Origin of the sequence: Kerstersia sp. (assembly GCF_052103615.1) — a bacterium.
Classification (GTDB): domain Bacteria; phylum Pseudomonadota; class Gammaproteobacteria; order Burkholderiales; family Burkholderiaceae_B; genus Kerstersia.
Map to the genome: position 1 here is coordinate 19,919 of NZ_JBQEKA010000002.1, position 20,199 is coordinate 40,117.

Annotated in this window: 18 protein-coding genes; all 18 read left to right on the plus strand. The window is 61.1% G+C overall.

Translation table 11 applies throughout. The annotated features are described in order from the left end of the window. Positions 1–98: 98 nt before the first annotated feature. The 18 genes from ACTJGZ_RS00810 (at position 99) to nuoN (ending at position 19,941) form a co-directional block, all read left to right on the plus strand. The gene (locus ACTJGZ_RS00810) at positions 99–1,949 is read left to right on the plus strand and encodes an ABC transporter permease (protein ID WP_441661059.1); all 1,851 of its coding nucleotides are present in this window, start codon (positions 99–101) and stop codon (positions 1,947–1,949) included. Further along, positions 1,937–2,971, plus strand: a complete 1,035-nt coding sequence (locus ACTJGZ_RS00815) for an ABC transporter ATP-binding protein (protein ID WP_441661060.1) — start codon at positions 1,937–1,939, stop codon at positions 2,969–2,971. The genes ACTJGZ_RS00810 and ACTJGZ_RS00815 overlap by 13 nt, the downstream gene beginning before the upstream one ends. A gap of 17 nt (positions 2,972–2,988) precedes the next feature. After that, entirely contained in the window at positions 2,989–3,648 is a 660-nt protein-coding gene (locus ACTJGZ_RS00820; protein ID WP_441661061.1) for a histidine phosphatase family protein, read from the plus strand. 246 nt (positions 3,649–3,894) lie between these two features. After that, positions 3,895–4,986 (plus strand): porin, encoded by a 1,092-nt coding sequence (locus ACTJGZ_RS00825; protein WP_441661062.1) that lies wholly within the window; start codon positions 3,895–3,897, stop codon positions 4,984–4,986. Between the two features lie 321 nt (positions 4,987–5,307). Beyond that, positions 5,308–5,667 (plus strand): NADH-quinone oxidoreductase subunit A, encoded by a 360-nt coding sequence (locus tag ACTJGZ_RS00830; RefSeq protein WP_441661063.1) that lies wholly within the window; start codon positions 5,308–5,310, stop codon positions 5,665–5,667. 30 nt (positions 5,668–5,697) lie between these two features. Then, the gene (locus tag ACTJGZ_RS00835) at positions 5,698–6,174 is read left to right on the plus strand and encodes a NuoB/complex I 20 kDa subunit family protein (protein ID WP_441661064.1); all 477 of its coding nucleotides are present in this window, start codon (positions 5,698–5,700) and stop codon (positions 6,172–6,174) included. A gap of 41 nt (positions 6,175–6,215) precedes the next feature. Further along, on the plus strand, positions 6,216–6,830 hold the full coding sequence (locus tag ACTJGZ_RS00840; RefSeq protein WP_441661065.1) for an NADH-quinone oxidoreductase subunit C: 615 nt from the start codon (positions 6,216–6,218) through the stop codon (positions 6,828–6,830). A 2-nt stretch (positions 6,831–6,832) separates the two neighbouring features. Continuing rightward, the gene (locus ACTJGZ_RS00845; RefSeq protein WP_441661066.1) at positions 6,833–8,089 is read left to right on the plus strand and encodes an NADH-quinone oxidoreductase subunit D; all 1,257 of its coding nucleotides are present in this window, start codon (positions 6,833–6,835) and stop codon (positions 8,087–8,089) included. A gap of 40 nt (positions 8,090–8,129) precedes the next feature. Next, positions 8,130–8,639 (plus strand): NADH-quinone oxidoreductase subunit NuoE, encoded by a 510-nt coding sequence (gene nuoE / locus ACTJGZ_RS00850; protein ID WP_441661067.1) that lies wholly within the window; start codon positions 8,130–8,132, stop codon positions 8,637–8,639. A gap of 20 nt (positions 8,640–8,659) precedes the next feature. Further along, complete coding sequence (gene nuoF, locus ACTJGZ_RS00855; RefSeq protein ID WP_441661153.1) at positions 8,660–10,024, plus strand: NADH-quinone oxidoreductase subunit NuoF; 1,365 nt, start codon at positions 8,660–8,662, stop codon at positions 10,022–10,024. A 15-nt stretch (positions 10,025–10,039) separates the two neighbouring features. Beyond that, positions 10,040–12,373 (plus strand): NADH-quinone oxidoreductase subunit NuoG, encoded by a 2,334-nt coding sequence (gene nuoG, locus ACTJGZ_RS00860; RefSeq protein WP_441661068.1) that lies wholly within the window; start codon positions 10,040–10,042, stop codon positions 12,371–12,373. Position 12,374: 1 nt separating this feature from the next. Then, positions 12,375–13,448, plus strand: a complete 1,074-nt coding sequence (gene nuoH / locus ACTJGZ_RS00865; protein WP_441661069.1) for an NADH-quinone oxidoreductase subunit NuoH — start codon at positions 12,375–12,377, stop codon at positions 13,446–13,448. Positions 13,449–13,470: 22 nt separating this feature from the next. After that, positions 13,471–13,959 (plus strand): NADH-quinone oxidoreductase subunit NuoI, encoded by a 489-nt coding sequence (gene nuoI / locus ACTJGZ_RS00870; protein ID WP_415832529.1) that lies wholly within the window; start codon positions 13,471–13,473, stop codon positions 13,957–13,959. Positions 13,960–13,977: 18 nt separating this feature from the next. Then, on the plus strand, positions 13,978–14,622 hold the full coding sequence (locus ACTJGZ_RS00875) for an NADH-quinone oxidoreductase subunit J (RefSeq protein ID WP_441661070.1): 645 nt from the start codon (positions 13,978–13,980) through the stop codon (positions 14,620–14,622). Beyond that, positions 14,619–14,927, plus strand: a complete 309-nt coding sequence (gene nuoK / locus ACTJGZ_RS00880) for an NADH-quinone oxidoreductase subunit NuoK (RefSeq protein WP_068366885.1) — start codon at positions 14,619–14,621, stop codon at positions 14,925–14,927. The genes ACTJGZ_RS00875 and nuoK overlap by 4 nt, the downstream gene beginning before the upstream one ends. A 14-nt stretch (positions 14,928–14,941) precedes the next feature. Beyond that, positions 14,942–16,948, plus strand: a complete 2,007-nt coding sequence (nuoL, locus tag ACTJGZ_RS00885; RefSeq protein WP_441661071.1) for an NADH-quinone oxidoreductase subunit L — start codon at positions 14,942–14,944, stop codon at positions 16,946–16,948. Beyond that, a complete protein-coding gene (locus tag ACTJGZ_RS00890) occupies positions 16,945–18,444 on the plus strand; it encodes an NADH-quinone oxidoreductase subunit M (RefSeq protein ID WP_441661072.1) in 1,500 nt (499 codons plus the stop codon). Before nuoL ends, ACTJGZ_RS00890 begins: the two co-directional genes overlap by 4 nt. 9 nt (positions 18,445–18,453) lie before the next feature. Further along, complete coding sequence (nuoN, locus tag ACTJGZ_RS00895; RefSeq protein WP_441661154.1) at positions 18,454–19,941, plus strand: NADH-quinone oxidoreductase subunit NuoN; 1,488 nt, start codon at positions 18,454–18,456, stop codon at positions 19,939–19,941. The last annotated feature ends 258 nt before the right edge of the window (positions 19,942–20,199 follow it).

The window sequence follows — 20,199 nt, forward strand, 5'->3', positions numbered from 1 at the left end:
CGTGGGGATAGGCATGGCCGGCGGCGGGGCAAGGTTGCCGGCCATTGCCGTGACAAGGGATAGAGACCGTGTCCGAAATATCAAGAAAGATAGGCGCCATGCCGGTTCCGCCCAGCCTGGCGGCAAGACTGCCATCGCAGGCCGCGCCTCCTGCGCAGCGCATGGGGGCGGCGGCTGGCGGTGACGCCGGGATGCGCCGGTTTTCTTTCCGCCGCCAGGCCAGCACTGCTTGGTGCTATGCCGGCATGATGCCAATGCCGGTGTGGGCGGGGCGTGCTTCCGTCTGGGGGGCATATGTGCTCATTGGCCTGGTCGCCTTGCTGGGGTTGCTGCCCAGCGCACGCCTGATCTGGGAAGCGTGGGCAGGCCTGACGGCTGGCGGTCATTCTGTGCTGGTGCGTGTGCTGGCGGAAGCCGGCACCTGGAAAGCCTTGTGGCACAGTTTTTATACCGGCATGCTGGGCACGGCGATCGCGCTGGTGCTGGGGGCCGGGTTTGCCTGGGCGGTGGTGCTGACGGATATCAAGCGCAAATCGTGCTGGGTGTTTCTGTTCATGTTGCCCATGATGATTCCGCCGCAGGTGACAGCGCTGGCCTGGCTGCAACTGTTTGGTCCATCCAGCGCGCTGTTGCAAACCTTGGGGATTGCGCCCGCCATGGGCAGCCCTCAGCCGCTGTATTCGGCTGAAGGCATCGCGCTATTGCTAGGCGTGCAGCATGCGCCGCTGGTGTTTCTGGCGCTGCGCGCCAGTCTGCTGACCTTGCCTGGGGATTTGTGCGAAGCGGCGCGGCTGGCCGGGGCGACGCAGGCGCAGATGCTGCGCAGCATTATTTTTCCCTTGGCGCGTCCGGGGCTGGTGGCGGGCGCCGCCATGGCGTTCGTTTCTTCGCTGGGGAATTTCGGTATCCCAGCCATGCTGGGCATTCCGGCTGGCTATTATGTATTACCCACTTTGATCTATCAGAAGATGGCGAGTTTCGGCCCGGCCATGTTGCAGCAGGTCGCGGCATTGTCCATGCTGGTCGGTGTGCTGGCGGTTGCCGGGGTCTGGCTGCAAGGCCGTTTGCAGGCCCGGGCTTCCTATCGGCTGATCGGAGCCGGGCGGCGCATGGCGGCGTTGCCGCTGGGGCGCAGCCGCCGCTGGGTAGAGACCGGTATGGCAGCGATCATGCTGCTGATTCTGCTGGCGCCGCTGGGGGCCTTGCTGGCCGCATCGCTGGTGCCTGCAATGGGAGTGCCGCTGGCGCAGGAGACGGTGACGGTATCGGCCTATGTCGAAATGCTGACGCGGCAGGGCGCAACCTGGCGCGCGGCCTGGAATAGCAGCTTGCTGGCCGGCGGCGCTGCCTTGGCCTTGATGCTGTTGAGTTTGCCGCTGGCCTGGCTGATGGCGCGCCAGCCGGGGCGGTGGTCGCGCTGGCTGGAGGCGGTGATCGAAATTCCCTATGCCTTGCCGGGAACGGTGCTGGCCGTGTCGTGCATCCTCTTGTTTGCCAAGCCGCTGCCATGGCTGGAGATCAGTCTCTATGGCACGTTGGGAATTATTTTCTTTGCCTATATGGCGCGTTTCTTTACCGTGGCGCTCAAACCGGTGCAGGCGGGCATGCGGCAACTGGATCCAGCATTGGAGGAAGCGGCCCGGCTGGCGGGGGCGGGGCCGCTGCGCCGGTTGCGGGATATGGTGCTGCCCATGCTGGCGCCTGCCGCGTTTGCCGGGGCCTTGCTGGTGTTTCTGACAGCCGTCAATGAGCTGACCGTTTCCGCCCTGTTGTGGAGCGCGGGGACGGAAACCCTGGGCGTCCTGATTTTCAATTTCAGCGAAAGCGGCGACAACGTGCTGGCCTCCGCTGTATCCGTTGCCATTGTGGCGGGTGTGGCGCTGCTGATGGCGTTGCTGTCCCTGTTTGGCGGGCGCTTGCCCCCAGGAGTCATTCCATGGCGGAATTGATGTTGTCCGTGGTGTCGCGCAGCTACGGCAGCGCGACGGTGGTCGATGGATTGAGCCTGTGCATTCCTCAAGGGGCTTTCGTGGCTTTGCTGGGCCCCAGCGGCTGCGGCAAGACAACCACGTTGCGCATGATGGCCGGCTTTGAAAATCCGGATGCGGGTGAAATCCGCCTGGGCAACCGTATCCTGGCCAGCCCGCGGGGCAGTGTGCCGCCAGAGCAGCGCGGCATGGGCATGGTCTTTCAGTCCTACGCTTTGTGGCCGCACCTGAGTGTGGCAGAGAATGTTGGCTATCCCTTGAAACTGCGCGGAGTGCGGGGCGATGCCTATCAGGCCAGAGTGCGTGAAGCCCTGGCGCTGGTGCAACTGGAGGGGCGGGCTCAGGCGTCGCCGCAGGATTTGAGCGGCGGCCAGCGGCAGCGGGTGGCTTTGGCGCGCTGCCTGGTGGCGGAGCCGGAGGTCATTCTGCTGGATGAGCCGCTGGCCAACCTGGACCGGCATTTGCGTGCCTCCATGGAAGATACCTTTCGAGAGTTTCACCGCCGTACCGGCAGCACTTTTGTGTATGTGACCCACGATCAGGCGGAAGCGATGTCGCTGGCAGATTATGTGGCGGTCATGAATCGCGGCCGTCTCGTGCAGTGGGCCAGCCCTCAGGAACTCTATGCCAGTCCGCGCAGTGAGTGGCTGGCAGGTTTTGTCGGCCAAGGCAGCGTGTTGCGTGTCGGCGGCGCGGAGGCGGGGCGGGTTCTGGCGGGTATCGACTTGGCCCAGGCGGTCAGCATGGGCGGCAATTGCCCGGTGCTGGTGCGTCCGCAGCATGTGCGCTTGCACCAGCGGCCGGCGGAATGGGGAGAGCTGGCCGCGCGGGTTGAGGATTGCGTATTCCGTGGCGAGCGCTATGAGGTTCAGCTGACGCTGGCCGGCGGCCAGCGCCTGCTGGCCTACCATGAGGCAGGCCTGGCGCCAGGCGCGGCAGTGGCGGTTGAGTTGATGCAGGCCTGGGGGCTGGAGCAGGGGTGAGGGAGAGGTAGCGGGTAATGACGGTAATACAGGCGGCAGCCACACAGGCGGCGGAGCGGCGTTTCTATTTTATGCGGCATGGGCAGACGGCCTGGAATGCCGCTGGTCTTATATGCGGCCGCCTGGATCCGCCGCTGGATGACACCGGCAGGCGGCAAGCTGAGGCTGCTGCGCCAGTCTTGGCTGGTCTGCCGTTTGATGGACTGGTGGTCAGCCCGCAGCTGCGGGCCAGGCAGACGGCCATGCTGGCCGTGCCGGATAGGTGCTGGCGCACCGATGAGGGCTTGCGTGAAAGGGATTGGGGCGTGCTGGAGGGCAAGCCGCTGGCGCAGCAATGCGGCTATCGCGACACGCCTGGCGGCGGCGAGCCCTGGGCGGATTTCCTCGCGCGGGTGAGGCAGGCCTTGCAGCAAGCGCTGGCCGGGTATGATAGGCCGCTGATCATCGCGCATTCTGGTGTGTGGCGCGCCTTGCGTGCGCTTGCAACCGGGGCGCCGGAAGGCCCGCGTATGGCCAATGCCATGCCAGTCGAGGTGGTGCTTTCCGTGGCGGTGCAGGGAGCCTTGGAGGGCGGGGCGCGCTTGGGTCGGAACGGAGCGGCGGCGCCGGGGGGAACCCGGGAGCTGGCGCCTGCTCAGCTTGGTGTTTGCCCAGTTTTTTTATCTTTAATTGATTGAATTTATTGGTTTTTTGTAATTTCATGCCTGGGCGGGTTATGGTGCTTGCCGAGGCTGGATTTGGGGGCGGATGTTGTCTTAAACCAACAATAATCCTGTTCCTGTGCTGTTTTCCGCGAGGGAACGTAGCCGAATGCAGCGATTTTTGATGCAATAGCTACAACTTCCCTTAGCGGAGTTAGGGGAGCGGTAGGCCGACAAACGGATACGCTGCTCTTGTCACTCAAATATTCGGAGATTTCTTAAATGAAAAAGACTCTGCTTGCCGCCGCTCTGCTTGCTGGCTTTGCTGGTTCCGCTCAAGCGGCGAACTCGGTCACCCTGTACGGTATCGTTGACACCGGCCTGTCCTACCAATACGCCAAGATGAAGGATGCTGCTGGTGAAACGCATTCGACCAACCAGTTTGGTCTGCGTGACGGCGTGCAAAGCGGCAACCGCTGGGGTCTGCGCGGCACGGAAGATCTGGGTGATGGCCTGCGCGCTGTCTTCACGCTGGAAAGCGGCTTCAGCATCAACAATGGTAAGCAAGGTCAAGGTGGCCGTCTGTTCGGTCGTCAAGCTACCATCGGTCTGGCTAGCGATGCTTGGGGTCAAGTTGACTTCGGTCGCCAAATCACCACCGTTAACAAGTACGTTGGCGGCATCGTGAACTTCGGCAGCATCTACGCTCCGGTTAACGGCACCTTCTTCGCTTCGGGCGATACCACCCGCTACGACAACCAAATCCAATACCGCAGCCCCAGCTTCGGCGGCGTTGAATTCGGTGTTGGTTACTCGTTCAACGGCGACGGCGTCAGCCCGGGCAACAGCTCCGTGACCGGTGCCAAGAACTCCAACTTCGATCGCGAGCTGAACGCCGCCATCAAGTACGCCAACGGCCCCCTGGCTGTTGCCGTCGGTTACGACCAGATCTACCTGAAGAAAGATCAGGTCACTGGCGCCAAGGCTGGCAGCGATCCCAAGGCTTTGATCGTCGGCGCGTCGTATGACTTCGAAGTCGTTGCTCTGCAACTGGCTTACCAGCACGTCAAGCACGGTGCTCCGTTCGCAGACCTTAACAGCAGCAACCCCGGTCTGCTGGATGCTGAAAGCGTGAACTCCTACCTGGTCGGCGTCGGTGCTCCTCTGGGCGCCAACGGCAACATCTACGGCCAATGGAGCCTGTCGGATGCCAAGGACAAGGAAAAGAAATCCAACGCATTCACCGTTGGCTACACCTACGACCTGTCCAAGCGTACCAACCTGTACGTCTATGGCAACTACACGCAAGACTACCTGTACGTGAAGGACCAGAAGGCTGCTCAAGCCGGTATCGGTCTGCGTCACCGCTTCTAATCACGGCTTACGCCGCTGGTGGATCTCATGATCTGCTGGCGGGGTAGCAGCCGGCAGTTATGCCGGTGTGATACGCGAAAAAAACCGCCCTTCGGGGCGGTTTTTTTTTCGTCATTTTTCTATAGATTTGTCTTTTGCTGGGATTTCATCCGGGCTCAGTGGCGTGAATTTCCGGGGAAATGTTGCGCTGCACTGGGGAAACATTGTGTGTAATTGAAAATGGTTCGCTTTAACCAGATATGCGCGGTGATAGGGGTTTAAAGGGCGCTGTAAGGCGCTCGAATGCTACAATAGGAAAGTTTGCATATAGGCGGGTCGGTTATGAATCTGCAACAATATTTTCCCGTGCTGCTCTTCATTTTGGTGGCAACCGGTATTGGTTTCGCACTGATCGGAGCGGGTTCCCTTTTAGGGCCTCGGCGCCCTGATGCGGAGAAGCTGTCACCGTATGAGTGCGGCTTTGAAACGTTCGATGACGCGCGTATGCGGTTTGATATCCGCTACTACCTCGTTGCCATTCTTTTCATCCTCTTTGACCTTGAAATCGCGTTCCTGTTCCCGTGGGCGATGGCTCAAGGCGCAGTGGGGATGGTTGGCTTCTGGACGGTCATGGTCTTCCTGGCGGTGCTCACCGTCGGTTTTATCTACGAATGGAAAAAGGGAGCGCTGGACTGGGAGTAATCCTGGAATGGCTTTCCTGACGAGGCAATCATGGCGATAGACGGCATACTCAAGCAGGGTTTTATTACGACCAGCGCCGATAAGGTCCTGAACTGGGCCAAGACGGGGTCCATGTGGCCCATGACTTTCGGTCTGGCCTGTTGTGCGGTCGAGATGATGCACGCCGGCGCGGCGCGCTACGATCTCGACCAATTCGGCATTATCTTCCGCCCCAGCCCGCGCCAGTCCGATCTGATGATCGTGGCCGGCACGTTGTGCAACAAAATGGCGCCGGCGCTGCGCAAGGTTTATGACCAGATGCCGGAACCGCGCTGGGTGCTCTCCATGGGCTCCTGTGCCAATGGCGGCGGTTATTACCAGTATTCGTACTCGGTGGTGCGTGGCTGTGACCGCATCGTACCGGTTGATATCTATGTGCCGGGCTGTCCGCCGACTGCGGAAGCGCTGGTCTATGGCCTGCTGCAGATGCAGGGCAAGATCCGCCGCACCAACACGATTGCGCGCTGAGTCATGGCGCAACGCAAGACTGACATCCAGGATTGAATGACATGACCAGGCTGGAAACCCTGAAACAAAATCTGCTCCAGACGTTTGGCGAAGATGCCGCGCTGACTGAAGCGCTGGGCGAGCTGACGCTGGAACTTCCCGCAACGCAATGGACAGCCGGCTGTGCGCGGCTGCGCGACGAAACGTCGCTGCGTTTCGATACCTGCATCGACCTGACCGGTGTCGATTACCTGACCTACGGCGTGGGCAAGGTGGGCGAGCCTTCCGGCCAGTCCTTCCCGGCACGCTTCGCGGTGGTGATCCATCTGCTGTCGGTCACGCATAACTGGCGTTTGCGTGTGCGTGCATGGCTGGAATCGGACGAGTTCCCGGTGGTCGATTCCCTGATGGATGTCTGGCCCGCGGTCGGTTGGTCGGAGCGGGAAGCCTTCGATATGTATGGCATCGTTTTCGAAGGCCACAACGACCTGCGCCGCATCCTGACCGACTACGGTTTCATCGGCCACCCGTTCCGCAAGGATTTTCCGCTGTCCGGTCACGTTGAAATGCGTTACGACGAAGCCGAAAAGCGCGTGGTCTATCAGCCTGTCACGATCGAGCCGCGTGAAATCACGCCGCGCATCATTCGTGAAGATGCATACGGAATGGGGCGGTAAGCATGTCCGAAATCAAGAATTACACTCTGAACTTTGGCCCGCAGCACCCGGCTGCACACGGTGTGTTGCGTCTGGTTCTGGAACTGGATGGCGAAGTCATCCAGCGCGCCGATCCGCACATCGGCCTGCTGCACCGCGGCACGGAAAAGCTGGCGGAATACAAGACCTATCTCCAGGCACTGCCTTACATGGACCGCCTGGATTACGTGTCGATGATGTGCAATGAGCATGCATATTGCATGGCCATTGAACGCATGCTGGGTATCGAGCCGCCGCTGCGCGCCCAATACATCCGCGTGATGTTCGACGAAATTACGCGCATCCTGAATCACTTGATGTCGGTCGGGACGCACGCGCTGGACGTGGGCGCCATGGCCGTCATGCTGTACGCCTTCCGTGAGCGTGAAGATCTGATGGACTGCTACGAAGCGGTCTCGGGCGCACGCATGCACGCGGCCTACTATCGTCCCGGCGGCGTGTATCGCGACCTGCCGGACAGCATGCCGCTGAACGAAGGCACCAGCAAATACCGCACTGAAAAGGAACTCCGCGCGCTCAACGAGACGCGTGAAGGTTCCTTGCTGGATTTCATCGAGGCCTTCACCAACCGCTTCCCCGCCTGTGTGGACGAGTACGAAGCGCTGCTGACCGATAACCGTATCTGGAAGCAGCGTCTGGTCGGTATCGGCGTGGTCGATCCGGATCGTGCCAAGGCGCTGGGTTTCACCGGCCCGATGCTGCGCGGCTCTGGTGTGGTTTGGGACTTGCGCAAGTTCCAGCCGTACGAAGTCTATGACTTGATGGATTTTGATATTCCCGTGGGCGTGAACGGCGACTGCTATGACCGCTATCTGGTGCGCGTCAATGAAATGCGCCAGAGCAACCGCATCATCCAGCAGTGTATTGAGTGGCTGCGCAACAACCCCGGTCCCGTCATGGTGGACAACCACAAGGTTGCCCCGCCCAAGCGTACCGGCATGAAGAGCAGCATGGAAGAGCTGATTCACCACTTCAAGCTCTTCTCGGAAGGTTTCCATGTCCCGCCGGGTGAAGTCTATGCAGCGGTGGAGCACCCCAAGGGCGAGTTTGGCGTGCATGTGGTTTCCGACGGGGCTAACAAGCCTTACCGCCTGAAGATCCGCGCGCCCGGATTCACGCACTTGCAGGCGCTGGACGAGATGTCGCGCGGCCATATGCTGGCCGATGCCGTAACCATCATCGGTACGCAGGACATCGTGTTCGGGGAAATCGACCGCTGAGCGGCCGGTTTTCTCCCTTTACATACACGGATTCAAAATTATGCTGCTTTCCGAACAGGCATATCAGAAGATCGACAGGGAACTGGCCAAGTACCCTGGCGACCAGAGACAGTCTGCCATTATGGCAGCCCTGGGCATTGCGCAGGTGGAGAAGGGCTGGATATCGGCCGAGGTCATCGAAGACGTTGCCGGCTATATCGGCGTGCCTCCCATCGCAGTCCAGGAAGTTGCCACCTTCTACAACATGTTCGACGTGCGTCCGGTGGGGCGCATCAAGGTCACGGTTTGCACCAACCTGCCCTGTGCCTTGCGCGGCGGCGAGCAGGCTGCCGAGGTTGTGCAGCGCAAGCTGGGCGTCAGCCTGGGTGAAACCACGCCGGATGGCATGTTCACGGTGGTTGAAGGTGAGTGCATGGGCGCCTGTGGTGATGCGCCCGTCCTGCTGGTCAACAACCGGCACATGTGCGTGCGCATGTCCGAAGAACGCCTGGATGCCATGCTGGACAGCCTCAAGGTGGAAGCAGCCAAACTGCAAGGAGAATCGGCATGACGACGATGCTCGAAAACCCGCTGGCAGCGCTGGATCTCAGCAAGTTCTCGCAGGGCCTGACGCCCGATCCGCTGAACGATCTGAGCCAGTCCATGTGCTTTCATGACCGCCATATCGAACCGCAGATCCTGGCAGGTATCGACGGCAGCAACTGGCATCTGGAAGATTACGTCAAACGCGGCGGCTATGAGGCGCTGCGCAAGGTGCTAACTGCCGGCATGAAGCCGGAAGATGTGATTGCCGAAGTCAAGGCATCCGGCCTGCGTGGCCGTGGCGGCGCGGGTTTCCCCACCGGCCTGAAGTGGAGCTTCATGCCGCGCACCTTCCCGGGCCAGAAATATCTGGTCTGTAACTCTGATGAAGGCGAGCCTGGCACGTTCAAGGATCGCGATATCCTGCGCTTCAACCCGCATGTGGTGATCGAAGGCATGGCCATCGCTGCTTATGCCATGGGCATCAGCGAAGGCTATAACTACATCCACGGCGAAATCTTCGAAGTGTATGAACGCTTCGAAGCCGCGCTGGAAGAGGCTCGCAAGGCGGGCTTCCTGGGCGACAACATCCTGGGGTCCGGTTTCAACTTCCAGTTGAATGCATTCCACGGCTATGGCGCCTATATCTGCGGCGAAGAAACCGCGCTGCTGGAATCGCTGGAAGGCAAAAAAGGCCAGCCGCGCTTCAAGCCGCCTTTCCCGGCAAGCTTCGGCCTGTATGGCAAGCCCACGACCATCAACAACACCGAGACGTTCGCGGCGGTGCCCTGGATCATCCGCCATGGCGGCCAGGCCTACCTGGAAGTGGGCAAGCCCAATAACGGCGGCACCAAGATCTACTCCATCTCGGGTGACATCGAACGTCCCGGCTGTTACGAAATTCCGATGGGCACGCCGTTCAGCAAACTGCTGGAACTGGCCGGCGGTGTCAGCGGCGGTCGCAAGCTGAAGGCCGTCATTCCCGGCGGTTCGAGTGCACCTGTGCTGCCGGCCGACATCATGATGGAATGCACCATGGACTATGACAGCATTTCCAAGGCCGGCTCCATGCTGGGCTCGGGCGCTGTCATCGTCATGGACGAGCGCCGCTGCATGGTGAAGTCGCTGCTGCGCCTGTCGTACTTCTACCATGAAGAAAGTTGCGGCCAATGCACGCCCTGCCGCGAAGGCACGGGCTGGCTGTACCGGATCGTCAAGCGTATCTATAACGGCGAGGGCCGTCCCGAGGATCTGGAACTGCTCGATAGCGTGGCAGGCAACATCATGGGCCGCACCATCTGCGCCCTGGGTGACGCCGCAGCCATGCCGGTGCGTGCTTTCCTGAAGCACTACCGGCACGAGTTCATGCACTACATCGAGCACAAGCGGGGCGTCGTTGCCCCGTATCTGTGAGACAGAGGATTCAAAATGGTTGAATTAACCATAGACGGCCGGATCGTCGAGGTGCCGGAAGGCAGCATGGTGATGCACGCTGCCCACAAGCTGGGCGTGTACGTCCCGCATTTCTGCTATCACAAGAAACTGTCCATCGCGGCCAACTGCCGCATGTGTCTGGTCGAAGTGGAGAAGGCGCCCAAGGCCCTGCCGGCCTGCGCGACGCCTGCGACCAATGGCATGGTGGTGCATACCAGTTCGGAACGCGCTGTTGCCGCTCAGAAGAGCGTGATGGAGTTCCTGCTGATCAATCACCCGCTGGATTGCCCGATCTGCGACCAGGGTGGCGAATGCCAGTTGCAGGATCTGGCCGTGGGCTACGGCGGTTCGTCTTCGCGCTACAACGAAGAAAAGCGCGTGGTGTTCCACAAGGATCTTGGCCCGCTGGTGTCGGCCGAGGAAATGAGCCGCTGCATCCATTGCACCCGTTGTGTCCGTTTCGGCCAGGAAATTGCCGGCGTGATGGAACTGGGCATGATCAAGCGCGGTGAACACGCCGAAATCACCACCTTTGTGGGCCGTTCGATCGAGTCCGAGCTGTCGGGCAATATGATCGACCTCTGTCCTGTCGGCGCGTTGACCTCCAAGCCGTTCCGCTACCAGGCCCGCACCTGGGAACTGGCCCGCCGCCGTGCTGTTAGCCCGCACGACAGCGTGGGCGCCAATCTGGTGGTGCAGGTCAAGGATAACCAGGTGTTGCGCGTCGTGCCGTTCGAAAACGATGCCGTCAACGAATGCTGGATCAGCGACCGCGACCGTTTCTCCTACGAAGGCCTGAATACCGACGACCGTCTGACGGTGCCGATGCTCAAGAGCTGTGATGGCCGCTGGCGCGAGATTTCCTGGGCCGAAGCCCTGGAAGCGGTGGCCGAAGGTCTGGGCCGTGTGCGCGAAAGCCATGGCGGCAACGAGATTGGCTTCCTGGCATCGGATAACGCGACGGTTGAGGAATACGCCTTGCTGGCCCGCCTGGGCCGCGCGCTGGGTTCCGAGAATATCGACTTCCGCCTGCGTCAGACCGACGCAGGCCTGGATGCCGCCCTGGAAGGGACGCCCTGGCTGGGGATGCCGATTACCGATCTGGACAACCGCGATGTGGTCCTGGTGGTCGGTTCCTTCCTGCGTAAGGACCATCCCTTGTTCACCCAGCGCCTGCGCCAAGCGGCCAAGCGCGGCACCAAGGTCATTCTGGTTGACAGCGCGGCAGACGATCCTCTGCTGCCGGTGGCAGCGCGCATCACCGTGGCGCCGTCCGAGCTGCCGCGCGCACTGGCGGAAATCGCTGTGGCGCTGGCTGCTGCCAAGGAAGCTGCCGTGCCGGCCGCTTTTGCAGGCGTGCAGGCGGGCGAGCAGGCCCAGGCCATCGCTGCGCTGCTGGCTGGCTCGCAACAGGGCGCCGTATTGCTGGGCAACCTGGCTGTGAATTCCCCGGACGCCACCGTGCTGGCGGCCAATGCGCAATGGATTGCCGACAGCACCGGTGCCACGCTGGGTCATTTGACCGCTGGCGGCAATACGGTGGGCGGCTATCTGGCTGGCGCCGTGCCGGGTGCTGGCGGCAAGAATGCTGCTGCCATGCTGGCCGAAGCCATGCGTGCTTATGTGGTGCTGCATGCCGAACCGCAACTGGATACGGATAACGCGCCGCAGGCGCTGGCCGCGCTGCGCGGCTCCCAGTTCACTGTCGCGCTGACGTCCTATCGCAGCGCCGCTGAAAGCTGGGCCGACATCATGCTGCCGATCGCTCCGTTCACGGAAACGTCCGGCACTTACGTCAATGCCGCGGGCCTGGCGCAAAGCTTCAAGGGCACGACCGCGCCGGTGGGCCAAACCCGCCCGGCCTGGAAGGTGCTGCGCGTGCTGGGCAATGTGCTCAAGCTCGCAGGCTTCGATGATGAAACCTCCGAGTCCGTGCGTGATACGGCGCTGGCTGGCGACATTCCCGCCCGCCTGTCCAACCGTGTCAAGGCCGAACCTGGCCTGCCCGCGGCGCGTGCTGCAGGCACCCTGGAGCGTCTGGCTGATCTGCCTATCTTCCGTACCGACGCCATCGTGCGCCGCGCGGAATCGCTGCAGGAAGCGTCGGCTTCACGCGCGCCCAAGGCGCGCATGAATGCGCAGACGCTGGCGCAGCTGGGCCTGGAAGAGGGCGCCAAGGTTCGTGTGCGCTCGGCTCAGGGCGAAGCGGAGCTGACGGCTGTGCGTGATGACAAGGTGGCTGATGGCGCCGTGCGCGTCGCTGCCGGTTTTGAACAGACCGCAGCGCTGGGCAGCGCTTTCGGTGCAATTTCGGTGGAGCGTGTCTGACATGAGCTGGCTCGATGTGATCAATAGCCACGGTGAGGCTCTGCTGGGCCCGACAGGCTGGCTGGTGGTGTGGACGCTGATCAAGATTATCGTGATCGCGCTGCCCATCATTATCTGTGTGGCGTTCCTGACGTACTGGGAACGCAAAATGATTGGTTTCATGCACGTGCGCCGCGGCCCCAACCGCGTGGGCCCGCGCGGGCTGCTGCAGCCGTTCGCCGACGTGTTCAAGCTGTTGACCAAGGAAGTCGTTGTTCCCAGTCAGGCCAATAAGGTGCTGTTCATTATTGCGCCTGTCGTGGTCTTGATGCCTGCCTTGGCAGCCTGGGCGGTGGTTCCGTTCGGCCCGGAAGTCGTGCTGGCCAACGTGAATGCCGGCTTGCTGTACGTGATGGCCATTACCTCCATGGGGGTCTATGGCGTGATCGTCGCAGGCTGGGCGTCCAACTCCAAGTACGCGTTGCTGGCTGCCATGCGCGCCTCGGCGCAGATGCTGTCCTACGAACTAGCCATCAGCTTTGTGTTGCTGGTGATCGTGCTGGTTTCCGGCAGCATGAACATGTCCGACATCGTGAATGTGCAATTGCGCGGCACCTTCGCCGACATGGGGCTGACCTTCCTGTCCTGGAACTGGCTGCCGTTGCTGCCGCTGTTCGTCATCTACGTCATTTGCATGGTGGCGGAAACCAACCGCCACCCCTTTGACGTGGTGGAAGGCGAGTCGGAAATCGTGGCTGGCCACATGGTCGAATACTCGGGCATGGCCTTCGCGCTGTTCTTCCTGGGCGAATACGCCAACATGATCTTCCTGTCGGCGATGGCGTCGATCATGTTCCTGGGCGGCTGGTCTGCGCCGCTGGACTTCGCTCCCTTCACCTGGGTGCCGGGCTGGCTCTGGCTGGCATTGAAAACTTTCGTTGTAGTGTCCCTTTTCATCTGGTTCCGCGCGTCGTTCCCGCGTTACCGCTATGACCACATCATGCGTCTGGGCTGGAAGATGTTGATCCCCCTGACCGGGGTGTGGCTGGTAGTGGTGGCGATCTGGATGCAGACCCCCTGGAATATCTGGAACTGAAGCGGACGAGCAGAGGCAAGATATGGAAGCGATCAAGGATTTTCTCGGCAGTCTGATGCTGTCTGAGCTGCTCAAGGGCATGCGCCTGACCGGCAGGTATTTTTTCCGGCGCAAGATTACGTTGCGCTACCCCTTTGAAAAGACGCCGGCCTCGCCGCGTTTCCGTGGCCTGCATGCCTTGCGCCGCTACCCCAATGGGGAAGAGCGCTGCATTGCCTGCAAGCTGTGCGAAGCGGTCTGTCCGGCCATGGCGATCACGATCGAATCGGGCGAACGCGATGACGGCACCCGCCGCACGACGCGTTACGACATCGACCTGACCAAATGCATTTTCTGTGGCTTCTGCGAAGAGAGCTGCCCGGTGGATTCCATCGTCGAAACGCACATCCATGAATACCATGGGGAAAAGCGCGGCGATCTGTACTTCACCAAGGACATGCTGCTGGCCGTGGGCGACCGCTACGAAAATGAAATCGCCAAACGGCGCGCGGCCGACGCGCCCTATCGTTGATATTGGGGTGGCTGGCTCATGATCTTCTCTACCATTCTTTTTTATATTGTCGCGGCCGTGCTGGTCATCGCGGCTGTGCGCGTGATTACCGCGGGCAGCCCGGTGACTGCGGTGCTGCACCTCATCCTGGCGTTCTTCAATGCCGCCATGCTGTGGGTGCTGATCGGCGCTGAATTCCTCGGCCTGTTGCTGGTCGTGGTTTATGTCGGCGCTGTCATGGTGATGTTCCTGTTTGTCGTCATGATGCTGGACATCAAGCTCGACATGCTGCGTGCCGGTGTGCGTCATTACATGGTCATCGGCGGTGTCGTCGGCCTGATCATGGTGCTGGAAATGGCCTTCGTGCTCTGGGCAACCTGGGGCGGCGTCGGTGAACTGCCAGTGCAGCCGGGCGATTACAACAACACCCGCGCGCTGGGCGAGCTGATGTACACCAAGTATGTGTTTGGCGTGGAAGTGGGCGCCGTGCTGCTGCTGGTCGGCATGATCAGCGCCATTGCGCTGACGCTGCGCCGCCGCACCGACGTGCGCTACAACGATCCGTCCAGCGCCGTGAAGGTCAAGGCCAAGGATCGCTTCCGTATCGTCAACGTCAAGCCCCAGCGCGATGTGGCGCCGGCGGCACCGGCAGCCGATGCGGCCGGCGAAGGAGAAAAACAATGACACTCACTCTGGCGCACTATTTGGTGCTGGGGGCCATCCTCTTCGCCATCGGCGTTTTCGGGATGTTCCTGAACCGGCGCAATCTCATCATTCTGCTGATGTCCATGGAGCTGATGCTGCTGGCCGTGAACATGAACTTCGTCGCCTTTTCCTCCTGGATGGGCGATGCGGCAGGGCAGGTTTTCGTGTTCTTCATTCTCACGGTGGCGGCTGCCGAAGCCGCTATTGGTCTGGCGATCCTGGTGTTGCTGTTCCGTAACCTGAACACGATCAACGTCGACGATCTTGATCGCCTGAAAGGCTGATGGGGCCCGGAATCATGTCTGAAACCAATTTTTATCTGCTTATCGCACTGGCCCCGCTGGTCGGCGCCATATTGTCCGGCCTGTTCGGCACCGGCTTCCTGGGCCGTCCGGTCGGGCGCCGGGCTGCGCATTGCATCACCATTCTGGGCGTGGCGATTTCCGCCATCGGTTCGGTATTCGTGCTGCGCGATGTGCTCAACGGCCATACGTTTGACGGCACGGTCTATACCTGGACGCTGATCGGCACAACCAAGCTGGAAATCGGCTTCCTGATCGACTCGCTGTCGGCCATGATGATGGTGGTCGTGACCTCCGTGTCCCTGATGGTGCACATCTATACCATCGGCTACATGTCCGATGATCCGGGTTATCAGCGCTTCTTCTCGTACATCTCGCTGTTCACCTTCTCCATGCTGATGCTGGTCATGTCCAACAACATGGTTCAGCTGTTCTTCGGCTGGGAAGCGGTGGGCCTGGTGTCTTACCTGCTGATCGGTTTCTGGTACACGCGTCCGACGGCGATCTTCGCCAACATGAAGGCGTTCCTGATCAACCGTGTCGGTGACTTCGGTTTCGTGCTCGGCATCGGTTTGCTGTTCGCCTACACCGGCACCATGCATTACGGTGAAGTTTTCGCTCAGGCCGACAAACTGGATGCCCTGCAATTGCCCGGCACCGACTGGCAATTGCTGACGGTGGCGTGTATCTGCCTGTTCATCGGCGCCATGGGTAAATCGGCGCAGGTGCCGCTGCATGCCTGGCTGCCGGATTCCATGGAAGGCCCGACCCCGATCTCCGCGCTGATTCACGCGGCCACCATGGTGACCGCTGGTATCTTCATGGTGTCGCGCTTCTCGCCGCTGTTTGAACTGTCCGATACGGCGCTGTCGCTGATGATCGTGGTGGGCGGTATTGGCGCGCTGTTCCTCGGTATCCTCGGCATCATCCAGAATGACATCAAGCGCGTCGTGGCTTACTCCACGCTGTCGCAGCTGGGTTACATGACGGTGGCGCTGGGCGCTTCGGCCTACTCGGTGGCTGTGCTGCACTTGCTGACGCACGCTTTCTTCAAGGCCATGCTGTTCCTGGGCGCGGGTTCCGTCATTATCGGCATGCACCACGATCAGGACATCCGCAACATGGGCGGCCTGCGCAAGTACATGCCCATTACCTGGATTACCTTCCTGATCGGCACGCTGGCGCTGGTCGGCACGCCGTTCTTCTCGGGCTTCTATTCCAAGGAAAACCTGATCGAGGCTGCACACGCCGCCAACGTCTGGGGCGCGGACTTCGCCTACTGGTCGGTGCTGATCGGTGTGTTCGTCACGTCGCTGTACTCGTTCCGCGTGTACTTCCTGGTCTTCCACGGCAAGGAACGCTACCCCGAGCACGGTCATGACGGCCATGGCCATGATGATCACGGCCACGGCCATCACGGCGGCAAGCCGCATGAGTCGCCCTGGGTGGTGACGCTGCCGCTGATCCTGCTGGCGATTCCGTCCGTCATCATCGGCGCCATCGTGGTGGAACCCATGCTGTTCGGTTCCTTCTTCGAGGGTGTTATCACGGTGCTGCCGCAGCACCCGGCGATGGCTGATATCGCATCGACCTGGCATGGCTGGGTGGCTTATGGCCTGCATGCCTTCCAGACGCTGCCGTTCTGGCTGGTTGTGGCCGGTGCCGTCATTGCCTGGTACTGCTACCTGATCAATCCCAAGGTGCCCGCCGCCATCGAAGCCCGCATGGGCTGGCTGCTGCGCATCCTGGAAAACAAGTACTACGTCGATTGGTTCAACGAGCAGGTCATTGCGCGTGGCGCCCGTGCGCTGGGCCGCGGCCTGTGGCGCTACGGTGACCGCGGCCTGATTGACGGCCTGCTGGTCAACGGCAGCGCCCGCCTGGTGGGCTGGATTGCCGCCGTCAGCCGCAAGGTCCAGACCGGCTACATCTACCACTATGCGTTCGCCATGATCATCGGTGTGATGGTTCTGGTGACCTTCTATGTGCTGATTTACAAATGATGGCTAGCGACATGGTATCTACAACATTCCCCTGGCTGACCTGGGCCATCTTCACGCCCATCGTGTTCGGCGTGCTGGTCCTGGCGTTCGGGCGCGATTCCGCGCCCGGCCGCACCCGCTGGCTGTCGCTGCTTGGCGCCATCGTCAGCTTCCTGGTCACCATTCCGCTATATACGCGTTTTGATGCCACCACGGCCGATATGCAGTTCGTCGAGAAGTCGAGCTGGATCGAGGCGCTTGGCGTGAATTACCACCTGGGTGTCGATGGCATCTCGGTCTGGTTCGTGCTGCTGACTGCCTTCATCACCATCATCGTGGTGGTGGCAGGCTGGGAAGTCATCACCAAGCGCGTCGCGCAGTACATGGCGGCGTTCCTGATCCTGTCCGGGCTGATGATCGGCGTCTTCTCGGCGCTGGACGGCTTGCTGTTCTACATCTTCTTCGAAGCCACGCTGATCCCGATGTACATCATCGTCGGCGTCTGGGGCGGCCCGAACCGGGTGTACGCGGCATTCAAGTTCTTCCTGTACACCCTGATGGGTTCGCTGCTCACGCTGGTGGCCTTCATCTATCTCTGGAACGTCACGGGCACTTTCGACATCGCGACCTGGCAGCAGCAGCCGCTGGGCATGACGCCGCAGATCCTGATCTTCCTGGCGCTGCTGGCTGCGTTTGCGGTCAAGGTGCCGATGTGGCCGGTACACACCTGGCTGCCGGATGCTCACGTGGAAGCGCCTACCGGCGGTTCCGTGGTACTGGCCGCGATCATGCTGAAGCTGGGCGCCTACGGGTTCCTGCGTTTCTCGCTGCCCATCGCGCCCGACGCTGCGCATGAGCTGTCGTGGCTGATGATCACGCTGTCGCTGGTTGCTGTGATCTATATCGGGCTGGTGGCAATCATCCAGTCCGACATGAAGAAACTGGTGGCGTATTCGTCTGTCGCCCACATGGGCTTCGTGACGCTGGGCTTCTTCATCTTCAATACCGCCGGTATGGAAGGCGCGATTGTCCAGATGATCTCGCACGGTTTCGTGTCCGGCGCCATGTTCCTGTGTATCGGCGTCCTGTACGACCGTGTGCACAGCCGTGAGATCTCGGCCTACGGCGGTGTGGTCAATACCATGCCGAAGTTCGCCACCTTCTTCATCCTGTTCTCGATGGCCAACAGCGGTCTGCCCGCAACCAGCGGTTTCGTGGGTGAGTTCATGGTCATCATGGGCGCGGTCGAATACAACTTCTGGATTGGCTTGCTGACCGCAACGGCCCTGATCCTGGGCGCGGCCTACTCGCTCTGGATGACCAAGCGTGTCGTGCTGGGTGATGTTGCCAATGACAACGTGCGCAACCTGAAAGACCTGTGCAGCCGTGAATTCCTGATGCTGGGCATCCTGGCTATCGCCGTGTTGTTCATGGGTATCTATCCGAAGCCCTTTGTCGATCTTATCCACGTCTCGGTCGATGCGCTGCTGCAGCACGTTGCCATCTCGAAACTGTAAGGCTGGACCATCATGCAATCTTCGTTCAACTTTACCCTTGCGCTGCCGGAGATCATCCTGCTGATAGGCGGCCTGGCGATCCTGCTGCTGGACGCCGTCCGCAACGATCCCCAGCGCCGCTTGACGCATGCTCTCAGCCTCGTACTGCTGATCGTGCTGACGGTCGTCTCCCTGGTGCAGTGGTCTGATGGCGTGCGTGGTTCCACGTTCTCCGGCATGTTCGTGGTGGACCCGCTGGCCCACCTGCTCAAGGTCGCTTCCTATATCGCGGTGGCGGTCAGCCTGATCTACGGCCGTGCCTATGCGCAAGCGCGTGACATGATGAGCCGCGGCGGCGAGATCTATGTGCTGTCGCTGTTCGCGCTGCTGGGCCAGATGGTCATGATTTCGGCAGGCAACATGATCTCCATGTACCTGGGCCTGGAACTGATGTCGCTGGCGCTGTACGCGCTCATTGCCCTGCGCCGTGATCATGTTGTGGCGACCGAAGCGGCAATGAAGTACTTCGTGCTCGGCGCGCTGGCATCCGGCTTCCTGCTGTACGGCATGTCCATGGTCTATGGCGCCACCGGCAAGCTGGATCTGAGTGAAATCGCTGCGGTTCTGCGCGGCGGCGACTTCCAGCACATGGCGCTGGTGTTCGGCGTGGTGTTCGTGGTGGCTGGCCTGGCGTTCAAACTGGGCGTGGTGCCTTTCCACATGTGGGTGCCCGACGTTTACCAAGGCTCGCCGACGTCTTCGACGCTGCTGCTGGGCGCAGCGCCCAAGCTGGCTGCCTTTGCCGTCACGCTGCGTTTGCTGGTCGAAGGCCTGCACACGCTGGCCGCCGACTGGCAGAGCATGCTCATGATCATGGCCGTGCTGTCTCTGGCCATCGGTAACCTGACCGCGATCATGCAAAGCAGCTTCAAGCGCATGCTGGCTTATTCGAGCATTTCGCATATGGGCTTCGTCATCCTGGGCCTGCTCTCGGGCGTGGTGGATGGCAATCCTGGCGCTGCCGGTTCGGCCTATGGCGCTGCGCTGTTCTACATGCTGGTGTACGTGCTGACAACGCTGGGCGGTTTCGGCGTGGTCATGCTGATGTCGCGTGAAGGCTTTGAATGCGACAACATCAGCGACCTGAAGGGTCTGAACAAGCGCAGCCCGCTGTACGCGCTGGTTCTGCTGCTGCTGATGTTCTCGCTGGCCGGCATCCCGCCGCTGGTGGGCTTCTATGCCAAGCTGGCTGTGCTGCAAGCCGTGGTGCAGGCTGGCCATCTGTGGCTGGCGGTTGTGGCGGTGCTGTTCTCGCTGATTGGCGCGTTCTACTACATCCGTGTCGTGAAGGTGGTGTACTTCGACGAGCCGGAAGACAATGCGCCGACCATCAAGGCGGGCTGTCTGCCGCGCGCCGTCATGGCGATCAACGCCGCGCTGCTGTTGCTGCTGGGCATCCAGGAAAACGGCATCATTCAACTGTCGGTGGACGCCATCCGGGCATCGCTGGCATTCTGATAGGGCAAGCTTCCCGCCATCACGGCGGGAAGCTTGCCGGATGGCCTGCGCGCCGCGCCGCTTTTGCGGCATCGCGCAGGCCTCATAAAAAAACCCTCAGGGATGGCTTTTCAGCCAGCACCTGGGGGTTTTTGTTTTGCGGGCTAGGTTGCTGGACGAGACGGGGCCGGGCGATGGATTGGGGCGCGCGCTGCCGCTAGCCGGGCGCCGGTTCATGCGGCTTGCCGTGACAGGCAGCGTCGGGAACTGGCTGGCGTA

Bases quoted from the DNA above. Each gene is read 5' to 3' on its own strand.
- ACTJGZ_RS00810 (WP_441661059.1), top strand. From the start codon at position 99: ATGCCGGTTCCGCCCAGCCTGGCGGCAAGACTGCCATCGCAGGCCGCG.
- ACTJGZ_RS00815 (WP_441661060.1), top strand. From the start codon at position 1,937: ATGGCGGAATTGATGTTGTCCGTGGTGTCGCGCAGCTACGGCAGCGCG.
- ACTJGZ_RS00820 (WP_441661061.1), top strand. From the start codon at position 2,989: ATGACGGTAATACAGGCGGCAGCCACACAGGCGGCGGAGCGGCGTTTC.
- ACTJGZ_RS00825 (WP_441661062.1), top strand. From the start codon at position 3,895: ATGAAAAAGACTCTGCTTGCCGCCGCTCTGCTTGCTGGCTTTGCTGGT.
- ACTJGZ_RS00830 (WP_441661063.1), top strand. From the start codon at position 5,308: ATGAATCTGCAACAATATTTTCCCGTGCTGCTCTTCATTTTGGTGGCA.
- ACTJGZ_RS00835 (WP_441661064.1), top strand. From the start codon at position 5,698: ATGGCGATAGACGGCATACTCAAGCAGGGTTTTATTACGACCAGCGCC.
- ACTJGZ_RS00840 (WP_441661065.1), top strand. From the start codon at position 6,216: ATGACCAGGCTGGAAACCCTGAAACAAAATCTGCTCCAGACGTTTGGC.
- ACTJGZ_RS00845 (WP_441661066.1), top strand. From the start codon at position 6,833: ATGTCCGAAATCAAGAATTACACTCTGAACTTTGGCCCGCAGCACCCG.
- nuoE (WP_441661067.1), top strand. From the start codon at position 8,130: ATGCTGCTTTCCGAACAGGCATATCAGAAGATCGACAGGGAACTGGCC.
- nuoG (WP_441661068.1), top strand. From the start codon at position 10,040: ATGGTTGAATTAACCATAGACGGCCGGATCGTCGAGGTGCCGGAAGGC.
- nuoH (WP_441661069.1), top strand. From the start codon at position 12,375: ATGAGCTGGCTCGATGTGATCAATAGCCACGGTGAGGCTCTGCTGGGC.
- nuoI (WP_415832529.1), top strand. From the start codon at position 13,471: ATGGAAGCGATCAAGGATTTTCTCGGCAGTCTGATGCTGTCTGAGCTG.
- ACTJGZ_RS00875 (WP_441661070.1), top strand. From the start codon at position 13,978: ATGATCTTCTCTACCATTCTTTTTTATATTGTCGCGGCCGTGCTGGTC.
- nuoK (WP_068366885.1), top strand. From the start codon at position 14,619: ATGACACTCACTCTGGCGCACTATTTGGTGCTGGGGGCCATCCTCTTC.
- nuoL (WP_441661071.1), top strand. From the start codon at position 14,942: ATGTCTGAAACCAATTTTTATCTGCTTATCGCACTGGCCCCGCTGGTC.
- ACTJGZ_RS00890 (WP_441661072.1), top strand. From the start codon at position 16,945: ATGATGGCTAGCGACATGGTATCTACAACATTCCCCTGGCTGACCTGG.